We start from the raw sequence: 20,801 nt of genomic DNA on the forward strand, positions 1-20,801 counted from the left end.
CGTAACTTTAAATGCATATCATGCTGTGTTTTGTGTGCGTCTCCTACCAAGCCCTGTGTCATCACCACTTGGCTCAGTACGCGTATCCGGTTCTCTGCGTGTCTTCACACGCGTCGTTATCATCACGACCAGACCCCTTGGGTGTTATAGGGTCAAGCCTCACGGGCCATTAGTACACGTTAGCTCAACGCCTTGCAGCGCGTCCACACCGTGCCTATCAACCAGCTGGTCTCGCTGGGCCCTTCAGGAGGCTCTAGGCCTCAGGGATGTCTCATCTTGAAGGGGGCTTCCCGCTTAGATGCTTTCAGCGGTTATCCCGTCCGCACATAGCTACCCGGCAATGCCACTGGCGTGACAACCGGAACACCAGAGGTGCGTCCACTCCGGTCCTCTCGTACTAGGAGCAGCCCTTCTCAAACATCCAACGCCCACGGCAGATAGGGACCGAACTGTCTCACGACGTTCTAAACCCAGCTCGCGTACCACTTTAAATGGCGAACAGCCATACCCTTGGGACCGACTTCAGCCCCAGGATGTGATGAGCCGACATCGAGGTGCCAAACACCGCCGTCGATGTGAACTCTTGGGCGGTATCAGCCTGTTATCCCCGGAGTACCTTTTATCCGTTGAGCGATGGCCCTTCCATACAGAACCACCGGATCACTAGAACCTGCTTTCGCACCTGCTCGACGTGTCTGTCTCGCAGTCAAGCACCCTTATGCTCTTGCACTCATTGCACGATGTCCGACCGTGCTGAGGGTACCTTCGTGCTCCTCCGTTACGCTTTGGGAGGAGACCGCCCCAGTCAAACTACCCACCACACACTGTCCTCGATCCGGATAACGGACCTGAGTGAGAACGCCAATGATGCCAGGCTGGTATTTCAAGGCTGGCTCCACCCGAACTGGCGTCCGGGTTTCTAAGCCTCCCAGCTATCCTACACAGGCAACATCAGCGTCCAGTGTGAAGCTATAGTAAAGGTTCACGGGGTCTTTCCGTCTAGCCGCGGGTACACCGCATCTTCACGGCGATTTCAATTTCACTGAGTCTCGGGTGGAGACAGCGTGGCCATCATTACGCCATTCGTGCAGGTCGGAACTTACCCGACAAGGAATTTCGCTACCTTAGGACCGTTATAGTTACGGCCGCCGTTTACCGGGGCTTCGATCAAGAGCTTCGCCTTGCGGCTAACACCATCACTTAACCTTCCGGCACCGGGCAGGCGTCACACCCTATACGTCCGCTTACGCGTTAGCAGAGTGCTGTGTTTTTACTAAACAGTTGCAGCCACCTGGTATCTTCGACCGGTTCTCGCTGAAGCCGCGAGGGCTCTCACAATACGCCGGCGTGCCTTCTCCCGAAGTTACGGCACCATTTTGCCTAGTTCCTTCACCCGAGTTCTCTCAAGCGCCTTGGGATTCTCACCCTGACCACCTGTGTCGGTTTGGGGTACGGTCGCACATGATCTGAAGCTTAGAGGCTTTTCCTGGAAGCGTGGCATCGATGACTTCAACACCGTGGTGTCTTCGTCTCGTCTCTCGGCCTTGAGCGCCCGGATTTACCTGAGCCCTCAGCCTACCGACTTTCACCAGGACTACCAACGCCTGGCTCACCTAGCCTTCTTCGTCCCCCCATCGCAATCATGTCCGGTACGGGAATATTGACCCGTTTCCCATCGACTACGCCTTTCGGCCTCGCCTTAGGGGCCGACTCACTCTGCTCCGATTAGCGTCGAACAGAAACCCTTGGTCTTCCGGCGAGGGAGTTTTTCACTCCCTTTATCGTTACTCATGTCAGCATTCGCACTCGTGATACCTCCAGCGAACTTCTCAATTCACCTTCATCGGCGTACACGACGCTCCTCTACCGCTCACACCTTAGTGTGAACCCGTAGCTTCGGTACCTGGTTTAGCCCCGTTACATCTTCCGCGCAGGCCGACTCGACTAGTGAGCTATTACGCTTTCTTTAAAGGATGGCTGCTTCTAAGCCAACCTCCTAGCTGTCTGAGCCTTCCCACATCGTTTCCCACTTAACCAGGATTTCGGGACCTTAGCTGACGGTCTGGGTTGTTTCCCTTTTCACAACGGACGTTAGCACCCGCTGTGTGTCTCCCACGCTCGCACTCACCGGTATTCGGAGTTTGCCTCGGGTTGGTAAGTCGGGATGACCCCCTAGCCGAAACAGTGCTCTACCCCCGGCGGTGATACGTGAGGCGCTACCTAAATAGCTTTCGAGGAGAACCAGCTATCTCCGAGCTTGATTAGCCTTTCACTCCGATCCACAAGTCATCCAAATCTTTTTCAACAGATCCTGGTTCGGTCCTCCAATTGATGTTACTCAATCTTCAACCTGCTCATGGATAGATCGCTCGGTTTCGGGTCTATATCCAGCGACTGTGTCGCCCAGTTAAGACTCGGTTTCCCTACGGCTCCCCTATACGGTTAACCTCGCCACTGAATATAAGTCGCTGACCCATTATACAAAAGGTACGCAGTCACAGAACAAGTCTGCTCCTACTGCTTGTACGCACACGGTTTCAGGATCTATTTCACTCCCCTCTCCGGGGTTCTTTTCGCCTTTCCCTCACGGTACTGGTTCACTATCGGTCAGCCAGGAGTATTTAGCCTTGGAGGATGGTCCCCCCGTCTTCAGTCAAGGTTTCTCGTGCCCCGACCTACTCGATTTCACATGATCAGACTTTCGACTACGGGGCTATCACCCGCTACGGCCACGCTTCCCAACGTGTTCGACTAGTCAGTCTCATGCTTAAGGGCTGGTCCCCGTTCGCTCGCCGCTACTGGGGGAATCTCGGTTGATTTCTTTTCCTCAGAGTACTTAGATGTTTCAGTTCCCCTGGTTCGCCTCCCCCACCTATATATTCAGTGGGGGACTCATCTGATGATGAGTGGGTTTCCCATTCAGAAATGCCCGGGTCACAGGTTGTTTGCCACCTCGCCGAGCCTTATCGCAGGCTTCCACGTCTTTCATCGCCTCTGGCTGCCTAGGCATCCACCGTGTGCGCTTCATTGCTTGACCCTATAACCCGAAGGGGTCTGGTGTCTCGCAACGATAACGATTGCCGGATACGCTTGAGACGTATCACAAAACAATTACGTATGAACGTCTTAAAAAAACGTTCATGTCAGCATGATATACATTGTTAAAGAGCGACTGCTATGCGCAGTGATAAGACACCGCCGGCGGCGGTTGGCTTATCACTGCGTATCGACAGCTATCTGATCAGGTAATTCATTGTGAGCGCTTACCGCGAGGATGATGCATCGTTTAAGGAGGTGATCCAGCCGCAGGTTCCCCTACGGCTACCTTGTTACGACTTCACCCCAGTCATGAACCACACCGTGGTGATCGCCCTCCAAAGTTAGGCTAACCACTTCTGGTGCAGTCCACTCCCATGGTGTGACGGGCGGTGTGTACAAGGCCCGGGAACGTATTCACCGTGCCATTCTGATGCACGATTACTAGCGATTCCGACTTCACGGAGTCGAGTTGCAGACTCCGATCCGGACTGAGACCGGCTTTAAGGGATTCGCTGACTCTCGCGAGCTCGCAGCCCTTTGTACCGGCCATTGTAGCACGTGTGTAGCCCTACCCGTAAGGGCCATGATGACTTGACGTCGTCCCCACCTTCCTCCGGTTTGTCACCGGCAGTCTCCCTAGAGTTCCCGACCGAATCGCTGGCAAATAGGGACAAGGGTTGCGCTCGTTACGGGACTTAACCCAACATTTCACAACACGAGCTGACGACAGCCATGCAGCACCTGTCTCTGCGCTCCCGAAGGCACCAAGTGATCTCTCACAAGTTCGCAGGATGTCAAGGGTAGGTAAGGTTCTTCGCGTTGCATCGAATTAAACCACATGCTCCACCGCTTGTGCGGGCCCCCGTCAATTCATTTGAGTTTTAACCTTGCGGCCGTACTCCCCAGGCGGTCGACTTATCGCGTTAACTTCGCCACAAAGTGCGCTAGGCACCCAACGGCTGGTCGACATCGTTTACGGCGTGGACTACCAGGGTATCTAATCCTGTTTGCTACCCACGCTTTCGCACCTCAGTGTCAGTGTCAGTCCAGAAGGCCGCCTTCGCCACTGGTATTCCTCCCGATCTCTACGCATTTCACCGCTACACCGGGAATTCTACCTTCCTCTCCTGCACTCTAGCCTAATAGTTCCGGATGCCGTTCCCAGGTTGAGCCCGGGGCTTTCACAACCGGCTTATCAAGCCACCTACGCGCGCTTTACGCCCAGTAATTCCGATTAACGCTTGCACCCTCCGTATTACCGCGGCTGCTGGCACGGAGTTAGCCGGTGCTTCTTCTGCGAGTGATGTCTTTCCTGCCGGGTATTAACCGACAGGCGTTCTTCCTCGCTGAAAGTGCTTTACAACCCGAGGGCCTTCTTCACACACGCGGCATGGCTGGATCAGGGTTGCCCCCATTGTCCAATATTCCCCACTGCTGCCTCCCGTAGGAGTTCGGGCCGTGTCTCAGTCCCGATGTGGCTGATCATCCTCTCAGACCAGCTACGGATCGTCGCCTTGGTGAGCCATTACCTCACCAACCAGCTAATCCGGCATAGGCTCATCCAATAGCGGGAGCCTAAGCCCCCTTTCTCCCGTAGGACGTATGCGGTATTAGCCTGGGTTTCCCCAGGTTATCCCCCACTACCGGGTAGATTCCTATGCGTTACTCACCCGTCCGCCGCTCGTCAGCATCCAGCAAGCTGGACCTGTTACCGCTCGACTTGCATGTGTTAGGCCTGCCGCCAGCGTTCAATCTGAGCCATGATCAAACTCTTCAGTTTACAATCATTGTGATCCTTACTTGTCACTCGAAAGTAACAAAAGCGGATCAAACTTGGCTCAAGGTTTTCAAACGTTCTCTCAAGGTCCGAAGACCTTGGACGAGTCGCTTGCCTTGATAATTGGTGATTTATCACCCTCATCGGCAAGCGCCCACATGAATTACCTGATCACATTATTAAAGAGCGTTTCGCTTGCGGGCCTCAAAATCTGACATGGCCGCTGCTAAGCGAGGAAGGCGTATTCTACGCACTTTCCAATGTTTGTCAACGACTGTTTGGCAGAAGCGAAGGAAATGTTTAACTCAACTTTCCTTCCTGCTATTTGCCTAACCTACTGACAAACCGAGGTTTTTACACCTCATTCACCGCTGGCAACGCTGGGCGTCCCCGGCAGCGGATGCGTACTTTACGGCTTTGCTGACGAGGACGCAAGGGGTGTGCGGAATTTTTTAACTTTTCGGTTTTGCCTTGCGCATGACGGCCAATACAGGACCAGAGAGCACGTAGGTGCCAAACAGCAAAAGCAGCATGACAGACGGCTCAACGGAAATCATCACAAAGCCCAGCACCACGGCTAGCAGGACCACGAAAGGCACTGGTTTTTTGAAGTCGAGGTCCTTGAAGCTGTAATAGCGAATGTTGCTGACCATCAGCACGCCAGCCGCCGCCACAACCACCAGCATCAACAGTTTGAAGCCAAAAGCATCTGCGTCGAAGCTATGGAATGTCCATACGCTCGCCGCCACCAGCGCCGCGGCTGAGGGGCTGGGCAAGCCGATAAACCATTTTTTGTCCACGCTACCAATCTGCACATTAAAGCGCGCCAAGCGCAGTGCCGCGCAAGCAACGTAGAGAAATGCCACCACCCAGCCTGTTTTACCAATGTCCTGCAGAATCCAGGTAAAGGCGACGAGCGCGGGCGCCATGCCAAAAGAAATCATGTCGGCAAGACTGTCGTATTCGGCACCAAAAGCACTTTCTGTATTGGTCATACGCGCAACTCGACCATCTAGCCCGTCAAGCACCATGGCAATAAAGATGGCGACGGCCGCCGCTGTAAAGTCACCATTGATCCCCGCCACCACGGCAAAGAATCCTGAAAACAGCGCCGAAGTAGTAAACAAGTTGGGCAGCAGGTAGATACCCTTGCGGCGAACCTTTTTGCCATCTTCAACCGCTTCTTCAACCACTTCCGTGTCGCGCAAGAAGGCTGCTGCCAAGTCCTCATTGCCGCCTATTTCTGATTGGTCAGCGGTATCTGGTCGCGTACTGCCTGCCTGGTTTTCGCCAGAATGATCTGAACTTGGTTGCTCTTGATCGCGAGCGTCCTGGGTCATAGGTCTCATCCATTAAAAGTAAATCACGGGAACAGTGATCACTTTCATTCTACACGCTGAAGACTTATCAGCCAGTCAATTGCGCCCGAGCGTGCCTTAACAATCGCACCATAAAAAAACGGGGCGCGCCAGTGCGCACCCCGTTAGCCTTCCCTGTGGTGTTAATGACTTACCACCATCAGTTTTTAGACTTATCAACCAGTTGATTAGCGGCGATCCATGGCATCATGCCACGCAGCTTGGCACCCACCTGCTCAATGTCGTGCTCGGCATTAAGGCGGCGACGCGCGGTCATTGAAGGATAGTTGCTGTTACCTTCGTTGATGAACATCTTGGCGTACTCACCCGTTTGAATACGTTTCAATGCATTGCGCATGGCGGCACGCGACTGCTCATTGATGACCTCGGTGCCGGTCACGTACTCGCCATACTCCGCGTTATTGGAGATGGAGTAGTTCATGTTGGCAATGCCGCCTTCGTACATCAGGTCGACGATCAGCTTGAGCTCGTGCAGACACTCAAAGTAAGCCATTTCTGGTGCGTAACCCGCCTCTGTGAGGGTTTCGAAACCAGCTTTTACCAACTCAACGGCACCACCACATAACACTGCCTGCTCACCAAACAGATCCGTTTCGGTCTCGTCTTTGAAGGTAGTTTCAATGATGCCGCTGCGGCCACCGCCTACACCCGCCGCATAGGAAAGAGCCAATTCCTTGGCACTGCCCGATGCATCCTGATGGATAGCGATCAGATCAGGAATACCGCCACCTTTTACAAACTCAGAGCGTACAGTGTGACCCGGCGCTTTCGGTGCAATCATGATCACATCGAGATCTTTACGCGGTTCAATCTGGTTGTAGTGAATGTTGAAGCCATGGGCAAACGCCAGAGTGGCACCCTCTTTCAGGTTCGGCTCGACTTCCTGCTCATAGATAGCCTTTTGATTCTCATCCGGCGCCAGAATCATCACCACATCGGCGGTTTGGCAGGCTTCAGGAACAGTAGCGACTTTCAGGCCAGCGCCTTCTGCCTTGGCCGCCGACGAAGAACCTTTGCGCAATGCAACGGTGACATCGACACCTGATTCTTTCAGGTTGTTGGCGTGGGCATGCCCCTGAGAACCATAACCAACGATGGTGACTTTCTTGGCTTGGATAAGGGACAGGTCACAGTCTTTATCGTAATAAACGCGCATGGCAATACTCCAAAAATGGGTTGAATCAGCAGTTTGAATAGCGTGTGGTTCAGCGTTGATGGCCACCCGTGCCATCTTCTGCAGCACTGGGATTCGGCATTGGAGTCACTCTACGACAGCATCACCGTTGCGTAAAACGCTATGTTTGCAACATACTATTTCACTTTATGAAATATTCTCGAGGATACTGGCCTGCCATGGACTTCCGCTTACTCAAACATGTGGTTACCCTGGCCGAGACGCTGCATTATGGTCGCGCCAGCGAACTTTGCCACATCAGTCCGTCAACACTCAGCCGCTCGATTCAGCACGTTGAAGCTGAACTTGGCACTCGCCTGTTTGAGCGCGACAACCGTCATGTCACGCTGACCTCGCAAGGCTTGGCGTTTCATCACTACGCCAAAGACACGCTGGAGCAGTGGGAAACGCAAAAGCGCACCCTCGCGGCCACCACCGAACAGCTGCGCGGTGAAATCAGCATTTACTGCTCGGTCACCGCCAGCTACAGCTTTCTCTATGAGTTATTGAGCGATGTCCGCACGCGTCATCCGGGCATTGAGCTCAAGCTGCACACCGGCGACCCCGCCAACGCCATGACCCGGGTGCTGGATGGCGCTGACGATATGGCGATTACACCGCGCCCGCGCATACCGCCTGGCGCACTGGCCTTTAAATCGCTCACACGCTCGCCGTTAGTATTTATTGCGTCCAACGAGACACAGGACTGGCTACCACTCGAACCCGAAAGCTCGACCGCTGCGCAGTGGCAACGGGTGCCCATGATTCTGTCTGAAGCGGGGCTATCCAGGGAGCATACCAATACCTGGTTCAAGGCATTGGGAATCGCACCGCGGATTTATGCCCAGGTGGCCGGACATGAAGCCATCGTCAGCATGGTAGGCCTGGGTTTTGGCGTGGGCGTAGTGCCGAAAATTGTACTGGATAACAGCCCGCTGGCCGGGCGGGTTCAGGTGCTGAACGTGAAACCTGAACTCCCTCACTACGATGTTGGGTTATGCGTACTCAACCGACGTTTAAAAAATCCCATGATCGACGCTTTCTGGGCAACCGTCAGCGCCCGGTAAAAACCTTCACCCATGAAAAAGGCCGCCCAGAGAGGGCGGCCTTTCGACCAGAGGCATTCGTCAACAGAGCTGCCTACAGCGACAGCACCTTGTCGCCGCGGGCAATACCCGACACCCCGGTACGCGCCACTTCCAGAATACCCACCGGTGCCATGGCCTGAAGGAAGGCATCCAGCTTGGCGGCATCGCCGGTGATCTGTACCGTGTAAAGGCTCGGCGTGACATCGACCACCTGGGCTCGGAAGATATCCACCGTGCGCTTCACCTCGTCACGCGCGGCGCCTAGCGCTTTCACCTTCACCAGCATCAGTTCACGCTCGATATGGTTGCCTTCGGTGAGATCCACCAGCTTGACCACATCAATCAGTTTGTTGAGGTGCTTGGTGATCTGCTCGATCACCCGGTCATCGCCCACCGTCGTCACTGTAAGGCGCGACAGCGACGGGTCTTCCGTGGGTGCGACGTTAAGCGTTTCAATGTTGAAGTTTCGCTGGGAAAACAGCCCGACCACACGTGACAGCGCACCCGGTTCGTTTTCCATCAGAATCGAGATGATATGACGCATCAGGTACGCTCCGTTTTAGACAGCAGCATGTCGCGCATGGCGCCCAACGGCACCTGCATCGGATAGACGTGCTCAAAAGGGTCGACCTTCACGTCAAGAAACACCAGCTCGTGCTTGTCAGCAAACGCCCGCTCCATCGCCGGTTCCAACTCATCAATGGTTGTCACGGTGATCGCGGTGAACCCATACGCCTCAATCAACATATGAAAATCGGGCAGCGACTCCATATATGAGTGGGCGTGGCGCGACTTATAGTTCAAGTCCTGCCACTGACGCACCATGCCAAGCGAGGCATTGTTGAGATTGACAATCTTGACACCGACACCGTACTGCTTACAGGTCGAAAGCTCCTGCATCATCATCTGAAAGCTGCCTTCACCGGTGACGCATACCACGTCATCGTCCGGGAAGTTCTGCTTGATACCCATGGCAGCCGGGAAGCCAAATCCCATGGTGCCCAGCCCCCCTGAGGTAATCAGTCGGTTGGGTTTATCAAACTTGTAGTATTGCGCCGCGAACATCTGGTGCTGGCCCACGTCGGTGGTCACGTAGGCCTCACCGCGGGTCACCCGGCAAAGCGCTTCGATTACCTCCTGAGGCTTGAGGGCTTCCCCCGTGCTGGACGGCTCGTAAAGTTTGCCTTCACGGTCGGCGCGCCAGTCATCAATCTTCTGCCACCATTCCGTCAGTGCTTCCGGATGCGCAATTTCCTGCCCCTGCACCAGACTAATCATCTCATTAATGACACTTGAGGCCGGGCCGACAATCGGCACATCGGCGCGTACGGTCTTGGAGATGGAGCTTGGGTCGACATCGACGTGAATAATCTTCGCCGTTGGGCAGAACTTCGAGGTATTGTTCGTCACGCGGTCGTCAAAGCGCGCACCAATGGCGATGATCAGGTCCGCATGATGCATCGCCATATTGGATTCATAGGAGCCATGCATCCCCAGCCAGCCCAAACACTGCCGGTCACTTTGAGGGTACGAGCCAATCCCCATCAATGTGGTGGTTATCGGAAAGCCCAGTTGCTTGACCAGGTCGGTCAGACCGTCGCTGGCCTTACCCAGCACGACACCGCCGCCGGTATAGAATACCGGGCGCTTGGCCTTGAGCATCATCTCGACGGCTTTCTTTATCTGCCCTGTATGGCCTCGGGTCACCGGGTTGTAGGAGCGCATCTTGACCTTCTTCGGGTAGACGTACTCGTAACGCTCGGTGGGTGCGGTCATGTCTTTGGGAATATCGACCACGACGGGGCCGGGACGTCCAGTGGCCGCCAGATAGAAGGCTTTTTTTAGCACTTCCGGGATTTCGGATGGGTGACGAATCGAGAAGCTGTGCTTCACAATCGGGCGGGTCACACCGACGATATCGGTCTCCTGGAAGGCATCATCGCCGATCAGGTGACTCATTACCTGCCCACACAGCACCACCATGGGAATCGAGTCCATATAAGCGGTAGCAATGCCGGTCACGGCGTTGGTGGCACCCGGGCCCGAGGTCACCAGCACACAGCCGGGCTTGCCGGACGCGCGTGCATAACCGTCGGCTGCATGGGTCGCCGCTTGTTCGTGACGCACCAGAATGTGCTTCACCTTGTCCTGGCGGAAGAGCGCATCATAGATATGCAGCGCCGCACCGCCGGGATAACCATAAATGTATTCGACGCCCTCATCTTGCAAGAAGCGGGCAATCATATCTGCGCCGGAAAGCAGTTCCACAGTGTTTCTCCCCTGAAGGTCTCGAGTGCGATCCGCAGACAATTCTACGGTGTCGAGTGCGGCGGTATGCCGCTGCCAGCCATCGCTGGCACCTGATGCCAAACCCTGGCATAAGGCCCGGTTAGGGCCTGCACTCTTATCACGGCAGTTCGCCGTGTCGGGGCGTTGGCCAGGTCGGGCGGTTAGCCCAAGCCCGGAAGTCCTTCGGCGGGTAGAGGCATTCGCCTACCCTTCGCGCGGGGACTGGGGATTACCCGTTGGTTCCGCGCCCGCAAATCAGGAACCCTCAAGATTCCATTAGCATCCTCAGCCTGTCAACCTTCGATCCAACGAAAGCCGACAAACAGGTTATTTGAAAGCAAAAAAAGCCCCGCTGACATCGTCAAGCGGGGCTGATAGGCAGAGAACCTTATATTAAGAGAACACTAATTTACCATCGGCCGCACTGATATGAATGGTGTCGCCGGGTGAAAATTTGCCGGCCAGCAGATCCTGGGACAAGGGGTTCTCGATACGGCTTTGAATCGCCCGCTTGAGCGGCCTTGCACCATATACCGGGTCAAACCCCACTACGGCTAACTGTGCCAAGGCATCGTCACTGATTTCCAGACGTAACTCGTGCTCAGCAAGGCGCGCTTTCAGGCGCTCAAGCTGAATGCCGGCAATCGCCTGAATCTGCTCTTGGCCAAGCGCGTGGAACACCACCACTTCATCGATACGGTTGATCAATTCAGGCCGGAAGTGGTTACCCACCACCTCCATGACGCTATTTTTCATCACTTCGTAATCACTGTCTTGATCCTCACCAGCGCCTCCGCCCATACGCTGGATAATGTCCGATCCCATGTTGGAGGTCATGACGATCACGGTATTGCGAAAATCTACCGTGCGGCCCTGACCGTCGGTCAAACGCCCGTCTTCCAGCACCTGGAGCAGGATATTGAACACATCAGGGTGAGCCTTCTCTACCTCGTCCAACAGCATTACCGAATAGGGCTTGCGGCGCACCGCTTCAGTCAAGTAGCCGCCCTCTTCGTAGCCCACGTAACCGGGCGGCGCACCGATCAGACGGGCCACGGAGTGCTTCTCCATGAACTCCGACATGTCGATACGCACCATGGCTTCCTCGGTGTCGAACAGGTAGTTGGCCAGCGACTTGCACAGCTCTGTCTTACCTACCCCGGTGGGGCCGAGAAACAGGAACGAGCCGTTCGGGCGGTTGGGGTCAGCAAGACCGGCCCGTGAGCGACGCACGGCGTTGGCCACGGCCTCGACCGCTTCATCCTGGCCGATTACCCGTTCGTGCAGCGCCTCTTCCATACGCAGCAGCTTGTCCCGCTCGCCTTCCAGCATCTTGGCGACCGGAATACCCGTCCAGCGGGAAACGACCTCGGCAATCTCCTCCTCCGTCACGTTGGAGCGCAGCAGTTGATGGCTTGAGGTATCCGTTTCGCTGTCGGCGCTTTCAGCGATTTTCTTCTCCAGCTCGGGTATCTTGCCGTACTGAATCTCCGACATGCGGCCCAGGTCACCCTGGCGGCGGGCCTGTTCAAGATCGATACGGGCCTGTTCCAGGTCGGCCTTGAACTGCGCTGCCCCCTGAATACTGGCCTTCTCGGCTTTCCAGATCTCATCCAGATCCGCGTACTCGCGCTCCAACTCGTGGATCTGGTTGTTGAGCGCTTCCAGGCGTTTTTTGGTCGCCTCGTCGGTCTCTTTCTTAAGCGCTTCGCGCTCCATCTTGAGCTGAATCAAGCGGCGGTCGAGCTTATCCATCTCCTCAGGTTTGGAATCCAGCTCCATACGAATACGCGAGGCTGCTTCATCGATCAGGTCGATGGCTTTATCGGGCAACTGGCGGTCGGTAATGTAGCGGGTGGAGAGTTTCGCCGCGGCAATAATCGCCGAGTCCGTGATATCGACGCCGTGGTGGACCTCGTAGCGCTCCTTAAGGCCACGCAGAATCGCCACAGTGTCCTCTTCCGTCGGCTCGTCGACCAGCACCTTCTGGAAACGGCGCTCAAGCGCGGCATCTTTCTCGATATGCTGGCGATACTCATCCAGGGTAGTGGCACCCACGCAATGCAACTCACCGCGAGCCAGCGCCGGCTTAAGCATATTACCCGCATCCATGGCGCCTTCGGCCTTGCCTGCGCCAACCATGGTGTGCAGCTCATCGATGAACAGGATCACCCGGCCTTCTTCCTGGGAGAGCTCTTTGAGCACCGCTTTCAGGCGCTCTTCAAAATCGCCGCGGAACTTGGCCCCCGCCAGCAACGCGCCCATATCCAACGACAGCACGCGCTTTTCCTTCAGGCCTTCTGGGACTTCGCCATCGACGATCCGCTGCGCCAGACCTTCGACAATGGCAGTTTTACCGACACCGGGCTCACCGATGAGAACAGGGTTGTTCTTGGTGCGACGCTGCAGCACCTGGATGGTGCGACGAATTTCGTCGTCGCGGCCAATCACCGGATCCAGCTTGCCGTCCAGCGCGCGCTGAGTCAGGTCCAAGGTGTACTTGTTGAGCGCCTCACGCTGGTCCTCAGCGTTCGGGTCGTCCACCTTGGCGCCCCCGCGCAAGCTATCTATGGCGGCTTCAAGCGCTTTGCGGGTAAGCCCGACCTGCTTCATCAACTTGGTGATGGCGCTGTTCATTTCCAGCGCGGCCAGCAGCACCAGCTCGCTGGCAATAAACTGGTCGTCACGCTTCTGCGCTTCGCGGTCGGTCAAGTTGAAAAGCTTGACCAAATCCCGCGAGGGCTGCACCTCGCCATCGAACTGGCCGACCTTGGGCAAATCGTCAAGTTGCTGAACCAAGCCATCGCGCAGGCGCGAACTACTGCCCTCAGCTTTTTCGACCAGGGCCTTGATGCCGGTATCTTTGGTATCCAGTAGCGCCAGCAGCAAGTGAGCAGGCTCAAGCTGGTTGTGTCCACGGCCAACAGCCACTGATTGCGCCTCGGCAATGGCGGCCTGAAGCTTGGCGGTAAATTTATCAAATCGCATAGTTTCCTCCTGGGGGTGGCCGCGCGTTTGGACGTACGGCGTATCCCGATAACCTGTCATCATCGTGCTAATCACGATTAGATTGACTAGTTAAATGGCGTCAGCGCCAGGAGGTTTCAAGGGGAAGTGTGACCGTCTGCTGATTTACTTGATCCAGATCACGCTCGCCATTCTGCCGGTACGGCCGCCGTCTCGACGATAGGAGTAAAAGCGTGACTCGCAGGCAGTGCAGAAGTGACCGCCGCTGATGTGATGAATCCCCAACGCCTCAAGACGAAAGCGGGCCAACCGGTAGAGGTCAGCCATGTGATGCCCCAGACGATAAGGGCTGTGGTCGAACGCATCCGCCGTTTCAGGCTGAGCTGCCACAAAGGCCCCGTAGACCTCGGGGCCCACTTCAAATTGCGCGTTCGATATCGCCGGGCCCAGCCACACCAGAATATCGTCTGGATCACTGTTCATCGCTGAGACCGTGGCTTCCAACACGCCCGTGGCCATGCCACGCCAGCCCGCGTGGGCAACCGCCACCTGGGTCCCCGCTCGGTTGCAAAACAATACCGGCAGGCAGTCGGCCGTCAGCACCACACAGGCGTAGCCGCGGTCATTGGCAATCGCCGCGTCAGCCTCTGGCGCATCACATTGATACGCCTGCTGAACGCGCGCGCCATGGACTTGATTGAGCCACAGCAATGGACGCTCATCACCGAGTTCTTTTTCAAGTAACCGACGACACAGATCAACGTGGTCAGCGTTATCACCGACATGGGCAGCCGGATTGAAGGCAGCAAAATCACCTTGGCTGGGCCCTGTTTCCCGGGTGGTGACAAACGCCCCCACGTTAGCCGGTGCCGGCCAATCAGGCACCAACAGCGTGGGCTTCAGGTCAATGGCATCGCTCATTGCATGGTCTCGCTATCGTCGCGCAGGTAGTCCAACAACATTAGTAGATCATCAGGCAGGCCTGCGTGGAAAGTCAGTGTTTCGCCGCTAACAGGGTGGATAAATCGCAGCTTGCGCGCGTGCAGCGCCTGACGGGGAAACTCGCGCAGTATGTCTTTTAATGGACCAGCAGCGCCAGGCGGCAGCTTGGCGCGCCCGCCATAGAGCTGATCACCAATCAGCGGGTAGCGGGCGTGGGCCATGTGGACACGGATCTGGTGAGTGCGCCCGGTTTCCAGCTGGCAGCGAACGTGCGTATGCGCACGAAAGCGCTCCACCACACGAAAATGGGTCACTGTCGGTTTGCCTGAGGCGTTCACCGCCTGGCGTTTACGATCTTTGGGATGGCGTCCAATCGGTGCATCGATCGTGCTGCCCGCGATCGGCTTGCCAATCACCACGGCATCGTACTGGCGGGAAACAGTGCGCGCCTGTAGCTGCTCAACCAGAGCGGTTTGCGCGGGCAGGGTCTTGGCCACCATCATTAGCCCGGTGGTATCTTTATCCAGCCGGTGGACGATGCCTGCCCGGGGGACTTCCGCCAACGCAGGATGATGATACAACAGGGCGTTCAACAACGTGCCATCCGGGTTGCCCGCCGCCGGGTGAACCACCATCCCCGCTGGCTTGTTGACCACCATCACCGTCTCGTCTTCAAAGACGATATCCAGCGGGATCGCCTGAGGCTCAAAACGCGTATCTTCCTCGAGTGTTGCTTGCAGCACGAGCGTCTCGTAACCGTGCAACTTCGCCTTGGGTTTGGCTTTTTCGCCATCGACCGTCAACTCACCGGCATTGATCCACGCTTTCAAACGTTCACGAGAGTAATCACTGAACAACTCGGCCGCCGCTTGGTCCAAACGGGCACCTGCCAATGACGTTGGCACGCGTTGCGTCGCTTCAACACTGCGAGGCATAGGATAACTTCCTTTAACGACACCCCGGCAATGTAATACGAAGCCTGCGTTTTTTGCCGAGGTGATTTATAGTGGGCTGACTGTGACTTATTCTACCATTTCTACTCATGGCCATCGTCGCTTTTCGGTGATTGAGGCTTGTTTGCAACGAGGATGATGATGCGCGCTTTTTCCGCTGCCAACCGCTTTGGCGTGTTTGCTTTAAGTTTTGCTCTACTGGCTGGGTGCGCCAGCAATGGCAACAACGACACAGCCTACGACGATGACGAATACGCTGGCGTTGCCGAGCGTGAACTCTACGAACGGGCGCGCGATGCTCTTGATGCGAACCGCTTCAATATCGCGGTAGAACGCCTGGAGGCGCTGGACACCCGCTACCCGTTTGGCGAGCACGCTGAACAGGCCCAGTTGGAGTTGATTTACGCCTATTACGAGAATGGCGACTGGGAAGAAGCGCGCGCCGCCGCCAGCCGATTCATTCGCTTGCACCCTGATCACCCTCAGGTCGATTATGCCTATTACCTGCGGGGCTTGTCTGCCTGGCAGGCAGGACGTTTCAGCCTTGAGCGCCTGCGCTTGATTGATATCTCCAAGCGCGACTTAGGCGCCACACGTGATGCTTACAGCGATTTCCGTGAGCTGATTCAGCGCTACCCACAAAGCGAGTATGCACCGGATGCTCAGCAGCGAATCGTGTACCTGCGTGAATTGCTCGCTCGCCATGAACTCCATGTGGCCGATTACTACCTGCGTCGCGGCGCCTATCTTGCTGCCGTTAAGCGCGGTCGCTGGGTGATCGAAAACTACCCTGAATCCAACGCCACTCACGATGCACTTGCCACCATGATAGAAGGCTACCAGGGTCTGGAGATGGACGACCGCGCCAACGAAGTGCTCGCGGTTCTGCGCGACAATGCGCCCAACCATGACCAGCTAGAAGGCAATCGGTTTGTACCCAAGCATATCGATTAGCGTATCGCGTATTCGCCATGTCAGGCGTTGACATGAGCTAGCAAGAAAGCTGTACAAGTTTTCTTGCTAAACCGCCATTTTAAAAGCCACGCATTCGCGTGGCTTTTCTTTTTATGCTTATATTTATCAACTAGTTAACAAAAAACCACGCTAAATCCGCCGCCAATAGTTGTACAAAAGCTATATAAATGACTAATATCCCCGTACCAATATGATCAAGCATCTAAACGGTGCCTAAGGAGAAACTCAATGCTTTTGTCAAACTCACGGTTCACGGGAACCAAGATCAGTACGCGTCTTACCCTGGGGTTTTCGGCACTCCTTGCGCTTCTCGTGATATTGACGGGCATTGGTATCTACCAGGTCAACCAGATTGACCGCGACCTCGCAGTCATCAACGACGTCAACGGCGAAAAGCAGCGTCACGCGATTGACTGGCGAGGCAGTGTCCATGACCGCGCCATCGCGCTGCGCGACATTGTGCTCACTGGCGACGGCAACATTGCTGCGCTTCAGGACACCATGCAGCGTTTGCAGGACAACTACACTAGCGCCTCAGCAGGCATGCAGAGCGTTATCGCCAACAACGCCAGCCTACAGGGCCAAAACAACAGCGAAGAGCAAAACATACTCAGCCGTATTGAAGAGCAAGCCGAGTCGACCCGTGCGCTCACCGACGAAGTACTGGATGCCCATGCGCAAGGAAATTATCAAGCGGCTGAGCAGTTACTGCTGGCTGAAGCCGGGCCTGCCTATGCCGAATGGCTCAACCGCATCAACCAGTTCATCGATTATCAGGAACAGCTGAATAACGCTACCACTGCGTCCGCTCGCGATACCGCATCCGGCTTCCAGATGCAGATGCTCGGCCTGACTGTATTCGCCTTGCTTGTAGGCGGCTTTATTGCGGTCTTCATGACCCGTCAGCTGATGCGTGAGCTGGGCGCCGAGCCCCATGAAGTCAAGGCGTTTGCCGAAGCCATTGGGCGCGGCGAGCTGGATAGCCAAGGGCGCTTGAAGAAGGGCGACAAGCGCAGCATCATGGCCTCTCAGGTGGAGATGGCGCGTCAACTGCAGGGCATCGTCGCTGACGTTCGGGCATCAGCCCAGGCGGTCGCCAGCAACAGCGAGCAAATTGCCGAGGGCAATAACGACCTGTCATCGCGTACCGAGCAACAGGCCAGCGCACTGGCAGAGACCGCCTCGGCCATGGAACAGCTCAACAGCACCGTCAAACTCAACGCCGACAACTCCGAACAGGCCAGCCAGGAAGCGACCAGTGCTTCCCGTACAGCGACACAAGGCGGTGACGCCGTGCGTCAGGTGGCTGACACCATGAACGATCTCAACAAGAGTTCACAGGAAATCGCCGGGATTATCTCGACCATCGATGCCATCGCCTTCCAGACCAACATCCTGGCGCTGAACGCTTCCGTTGAAGCGGCCCGTGCTGGCGAACACGGCCGCGGCTTCGCCGTGGTGGCCGAAGAAGTTCGCAAACTCGCCCAGCGCAGTGCCGACGCCGCCCGCGAAATCAATGATTTGATCTCCAGCAATCTTGAGCGCGTCAAGCACGGCAATGAACGTGCCGCCGACGCCAACAAGTCCACCGAAGAGATCGTGGCGGCAATTGGCCGGGTCACCGACATCATGAAAGAAATCAGCCATGCCAGTGCTGAACAAAGTGCCGGGGTACAGGAAGTCGGCCAAGCGGTTACCGAGATGGATCAGGTCACCCAGCAGAACGCTTCCCTCGTACATGAAAGTGCCACAGCTGCCAACAATTTACGCCAGAATGCCCATAAACTGATCGACTCCATGTCCATCTTCAAGCTGCCTACTAGCGGCTCAGACCACACGATGGCCTTGGCCTCGTCTCAGACCACCGCCAACACTGTGCCAGCCGCCTCTCGACCCGCATTGCGTCAGCAGCAACAACCTCAGCCAGAGTGGGAAAGCTTCTAGGCAAAGGCCCCCTGTCTTCATTGCCACGGATAGGCACTCACCAAAAGAAAGGCTCCCAATAGGAAGGGAGCCACTATTCAAGGCCCTCTGTGCTGAGGCGAATATGAAACCCACCCAAAATCTTATCGTGTTTTTCCTGCTGCCCGTCTTGATGTTCGTTGTTCCTGCCGTTGTGTTGGGCATGCTTGCCCTGGGCATTGCCCGAGAACAGTTCCTCGACCGTCACCAGACGCAATCAAACGATCTTGCCAGCCTGGTTGAAATGGCAACCTTCGAGCGCCGTCTCGGCGCCCTTCACGAACGCCTTAGCCACGTTCTCGTTGAAGCCGACAACGACCAGCTCAGTGCGTTTGATAGCTATAGCGAATACAGTCAAATTCACCTCAAGCTGAACGAAATGGGCGAGCGTATCGAGCATTTGGCGTCTTCGGGCCTGATTGATGGCATGCATGCCGAAAGTGCTGAAACGCTACTGGTCGCTTTTCAAAAATATCGGCGTTTTATCCAAATGGCCAACGAAGCCGCCACGCTTAATCAAGCAGACATCGGTTTTTTGATGCAGGAGGCGGAAAGCAACTTCAATCGTTTCATGATCCTCACCCAAGGTACCTTTGAAACACTCACCGAACGCGCCAGTGAACGTCATCAACAAACCTTCCATAACCTGAGCCGATCTATAACTACCCTTGCCTGGCTGGGATTAGGATTATTGAGCATACTGGTCGTCGCCGCTGTCTTTGCCGCTTGGCGTATCAACCGTCGACTGGTGATGGTTGGTGATGCCATCCTGGCGCTTTCCAACACGCACCAAGCATTACCTGACTTTGCCGATATCCAACACCTGAGCCAACGTCAGCGAGGGCCACTGAAGCGCATTGCCTCAGCACTGCTATCGTTTCGAAAAACCGAGCAGCAGCGTCGTGAGGCCGAACGCAAGGTACACCGACTGGCCTACTACGACAGCCTCACCCAACTGCCTAACTGGCAGCTAATGAAAGAGCACCTTCAGCATTCCCTGGACACCAACCAGCAGACAGAGACCTACGGCGCGTTGCTATACCTGGACGTGGACGACTTCAAACGCATCAATGACAGCTGCGGTCACCGGGCAGGCGATAGCCTGCTTCAAGAACTTTCCCGGCGGTTATCGGCCCTTGGTATCGAAGGCGCAACCATTGGACGAATAGGCGGTGATGAATTTGTCATGGTTGTGGATGGATTACCGGCGGATCAACTGAAGGCCGCCGAAAAAACCGAGCTGCTTACCGAGAAGCTCCATCACGCTCTCGGCCAGCCTTGTCTTTGGGAAGAAAAAGAGCACTTCCTGAGCACGAGTATTGGCGTAGTACTGTTTGGCGACGCAGCGCATAGCGTCGACAACCTTTTTCAATACGCCAACGCGGCTGCCCACCTTGCCAAACAGTCAGCTCCCAACGGCCTGAGGTTTTATGACCCGGCGGTGCAAGCTGAACTAGAAGCCAGGACCGAGCTGGAGCGCGACCTGCGCTTGGCCATTGAACGTCAGGAATTCATACTCGTTTATCAAACGCAGGTCGACAGCACAGGGCGTGCGATTGGCGCGGAAGCGCTGATTCGGTGGAAACATCCGCAGAAAGGCATGGTATCGCCAGGGACTTTTATCCCCTTGGCCGAAGAAACCGGACTGATCGTACCGATGGGCCAATGGGTGCTCGAAACCGCTTGTGAGCAGCTCGTTGTCTGGGCCGACGATGAGAGCACCGCGCATCTGACGCTTGCGGTCAACGTCAGCGCCAAACAGTTTCAGCAGCCCGATTTTGTCGATAGCGTACGTTGCGTACTCGCCAGGAGCGGCGCTCTGCCACAACGGTTAAAGCTGGAACTCACCGAAAGCATGATAATTGGTAACGTGGACGATACCATTGCCCGCATGCATCAGCTTAAAGCGCTGGGGATCAGTTTCGCCATGGATGATTTTGGTACCGGTTATTCATCGCTCCAGTACCTTAAACGACTGCCGCTGGACCAGATCAAAATCGATCAGGCGTTTGTCCGCGACCTGCATAAGGACGCGGACGATATGGCGATTGTGCAAACCATTATTGCCATGGGGCAGGCACTGGGTTTGAACGTGATCGCCGAAGGCGTAGAAACCCAGGAGCACTGGCGCCACCTCAACGATCACCAGTGCCATGCCTACCAGGGTTACTATTTCAGCAAACCGGTCTCCGCTGTCGAAATGGTAAAGCGTAGTCTGGCACCACCGCCGATGCTTGACTAGGTCTCGGAATGCCC

The 20,801-nt window shown here is 55.8% G+C and carries 11 protein-coding genes and 2 rRNA genes; 4 read left to right on the forward strand and 9 right to left on the reverse strand.

The features are described from left to right. Nucleotides 1–148 precede the first annotated feature (148 nt). The 4 genes from IT895_RS15690 to ilvC all read right to left on the reverse strand — a co-directional run bounded on the left by IT895_RS15690 (nt 149) and on the right by ilvC (nt 7,351). Nucleotides 149–3,037: ribosomal RNA gene (locus tag IT895_RS15690) — 23S ribosomal RNA — on the reverse strand. Between the two features lie 250 nt (nt 3,038–3,287). Then, nucleotides 3,288–4,819: ribosomal RNA gene (locus IT895_RS15695) — 16S ribosomal RNA — on the reverse strand. The 16S and 23S rRNA genes sit together here, the layout of an rRNA operon. Nucleotides 4,820–5,268: 449 nt before the next feature. Beyond that, on the reverse strand, nt 5,269–6,156 hold the full coding sequence (gene pssA, locus IT895_RS15700) for a CDP-diacylglycerol--serine O-phosphatidyltransferase (protein ID WP_085920146.1): 888 nt from the start codon (nt 6,154–6,156) through the stop codon (nt 5,269–5,271). A gap of 178 nt (nt 6,157–6,334) precedes the next feature. Continuing rightward, nucleotides 6,335–7,351 (reverse strand): ketol-acid reductoisomerase, encoded by a 1,017-nt coding sequence (ilvC, locus tag IT895_RS15705; RefSeq protein ID WP_085920145.1) that lies wholly within the window; start codon nt 7,349–7,351, stop codon nt 6,335–6,337. Between the two features lie 197 nt (nt 7,352–7,548). On the opposite strand from ilvC, the gene ilvY reads away from it, so the two are divergent. Beyond that, a complete protein-coding gene (ilvY, locus tag IT895_RS15710) occupies nt 7,549–8,436 on the forward strand; it encodes an HTH-type transcriptional activator IlvY (RefSeq protein ID WP_085920144.1) in 888 nt (295 codons plus the stop codon). A 73-nt stretch (nt 8,437–8,509) separates the two neighbouring features. Here the strand turns inward: ilvY and ilvN are convergent, their stop codons facing one another. The 5 genes from ilvN to rluD form a co-directional block, all read right to left on the reverse strand. Further along, entirely contained in the window at nt 8,510–9,001 is a 492-nt protein-coding gene (gene ilvN / locus IT895_RS15715; RefSeq protein WP_066316765.1) for an acetolactate synthase small subunit, read from the reverse strand. Beyond that, the gene (locus IT895_RS15720) at nt 9,001–10,725 is read right to left on the reverse strand and encodes an acetolactate synthase 3 large subunit (RefSeq protein ID WP_085920143.1); all 1,725 of its coding nucleotides are present in this window, start codon (nt 10,723–10,725) and stop codon (nt 9,001–9,003) included. The genes ilvN and IT895_RS15720 overlap by 1 nt, the downstream gene beginning before the upstream one ends. Before the next feature lie 414 nt (nt 10,726–11,139). Then, the gene (gene clpB / locus IT895_RS15725; RefSeq protein ID WP_199283997.1) at nt 11,140–13,734 is read right to left on the reverse strand and encodes an ATP-dependent chaperone ClpB; all 2,595 of its coding nucleotides are present in this window, start codon (nt 13,732–13,734) and stop codon (nt 11,140–11,142) included. Between the two features lie 144 nt (nt 13,735–13,878). Next, nucleotides 13,879–14,634, reverse strand: a complete 756-nt coding sequence (pgeF, locus tag IT895_RS15730; RefSeq protein WP_085920141.1) for a peptidoglycan editing factor PgeF — start codon at nt 14,632–14,634, stop codon at nt 13,879–13,881. Then, the gene (gene rluD / locus IT895_RS15735) at nt 14,631–15,590 is read right to left on the reverse strand and encodes a 23S rRNA pseudouridine(1911/1915/1917) synthase RluD (RefSeq protein WP_199283998.1); all 960 of its coding nucleotides are present in this window, start codon (nt 15,588–15,590) and stop codon (nt 14,631–14,633) included. Before rluD ends, pgeF begins: the two co-directional genes overlap by 4 nt. Nucleotides 15,591–15,749: 159 nt before the next feature. On the opposite strand from rluD, the gene IT895_RS15740 reads away from it, so the two are divergent. The 3 genes from IT895_RS15740 to IT895_RS15750 all read left to right on the forward strand — a co-directional run bounded on the left by IT895_RS15740 (nt 15,750) and on the right by IT895_RS15750 (nt 20,787). Beyond that, entirely contained in the window at nt 15,750–16,562 is an 813-nt protein-coding gene (locus IT895_RS15740) for an outer membrane protein assembly factor BamD (RefSeq protein WP_085920139.1), read from the forward strand. Nucleotides 16,563–16,811: 249 nt separating this feature from the next. Continuing rightward, nucleotides 16,812–18,527, forward strand: coding sequence for a methyl-accepting chemotaxis protein (locus tag IT895_RS15745; RefSeq protein WP_199283999.1), 1,716 nt, complete (start codon nt 16,812–16,814; stop codon nt 18,525–18,527). A gap of 103 nt (nt 18,528–18,630) precedes the next feature. Next, nucleotides 18,631–20,787: a putative bifunctional diguanylate cyclase/phosphodiesterase gene (locus IT895_RS15750; RefSeq protein WP_199284000.1), complete on the forward strand. Its 2,157-nt coding sequence runs from the start codon at nt 18,631–18,633 to the stop codon at nt 20,785–20,787. Nucleotides 20,788–20,801 lie beyond the last annotated feature (14 nt).

It is taken from the genome of Halomonas sp. A40-4 (genome assembly GCF_015767635.1).
Taxonomy (GTDB): Bacteria; Pseudomonadota; Gammaproteobacteria; order Pseudomonadales; family Halomonadaceae; genus Vreelandella; species Vreelandella janggokensis.

Excerpts from the sequence above, each read along its gene's own strand:
- ilvC (WP_085920145.1), bottom strand. The coding sequence starts at position 7,351 with ATGCGCGTTTATTACGATAAAGACTGTGACCTGTCCCTTATCCAAGCC.
- ilvY (WP_085920144.1), top strand. The coding sequence starts at position 7,549 with ATGGACTTCCGCTTACTCAAACATGTGGTTACCCTGGCCGAGACGCTG.
- rluD (WP_199283998.1), bottom strand. The coding sequence starts at position 15,590 with ATGCCTCGCAGTGTTGAAGCGACGCAACGCGTGCCAACGTCATTGGCA.
- IT895_RS15740 (WP_085920139.1), top strand. The coding sequence starts at position 15,750 with ATGCGCGCTTTTTCCGCTGCCAACCGCTTTGGCGTGTTTGCTTTAAGT.
- pgeF (WP_085920141.1), bottom strand. The coding sequence starts at position 14,634 with ATGAGCGATGCCATTGACCTGAAGCCCACGCTGTTGGTGCCTGATTGG.
- pssA (WP_085920146.1), bottom strand. The coding sequence starts at position 6,156 with ATGACCCAGGACGCTCGCGATCAAGAGCAACCAAGTTCAGATCATTCT.
- ilvN (WP_066316765.1), bottom strand. The coding sequence starts at position 9,001 with ATGCGTCATATCATCTCGATTCTGATGGAAAACGAACCGGGTGCGCTG.
- IT895_RS15750 (WP_199284000.1), top strand. The coding sequence starts at position 18,631 with ATGAAACCCACCCAAAATCTTATCGTGTTTTTCCTGCTGCCCGTCTTG.
- clpB (WP_199283997.1), bottom strand. The coding sequence starts at position 13,734 with ATGCGATTTGATAAATTTACCGCCAAGCTTCAGGCCGCCATTGCCGAG.
- IT895_RS15745 (WP_199283999.1), top strand. The coding sequence starts at position 16,812 with ATGCTTTTGTCAAACTCACGGTTCACGGGAACCAAGATCAGTACGCGT.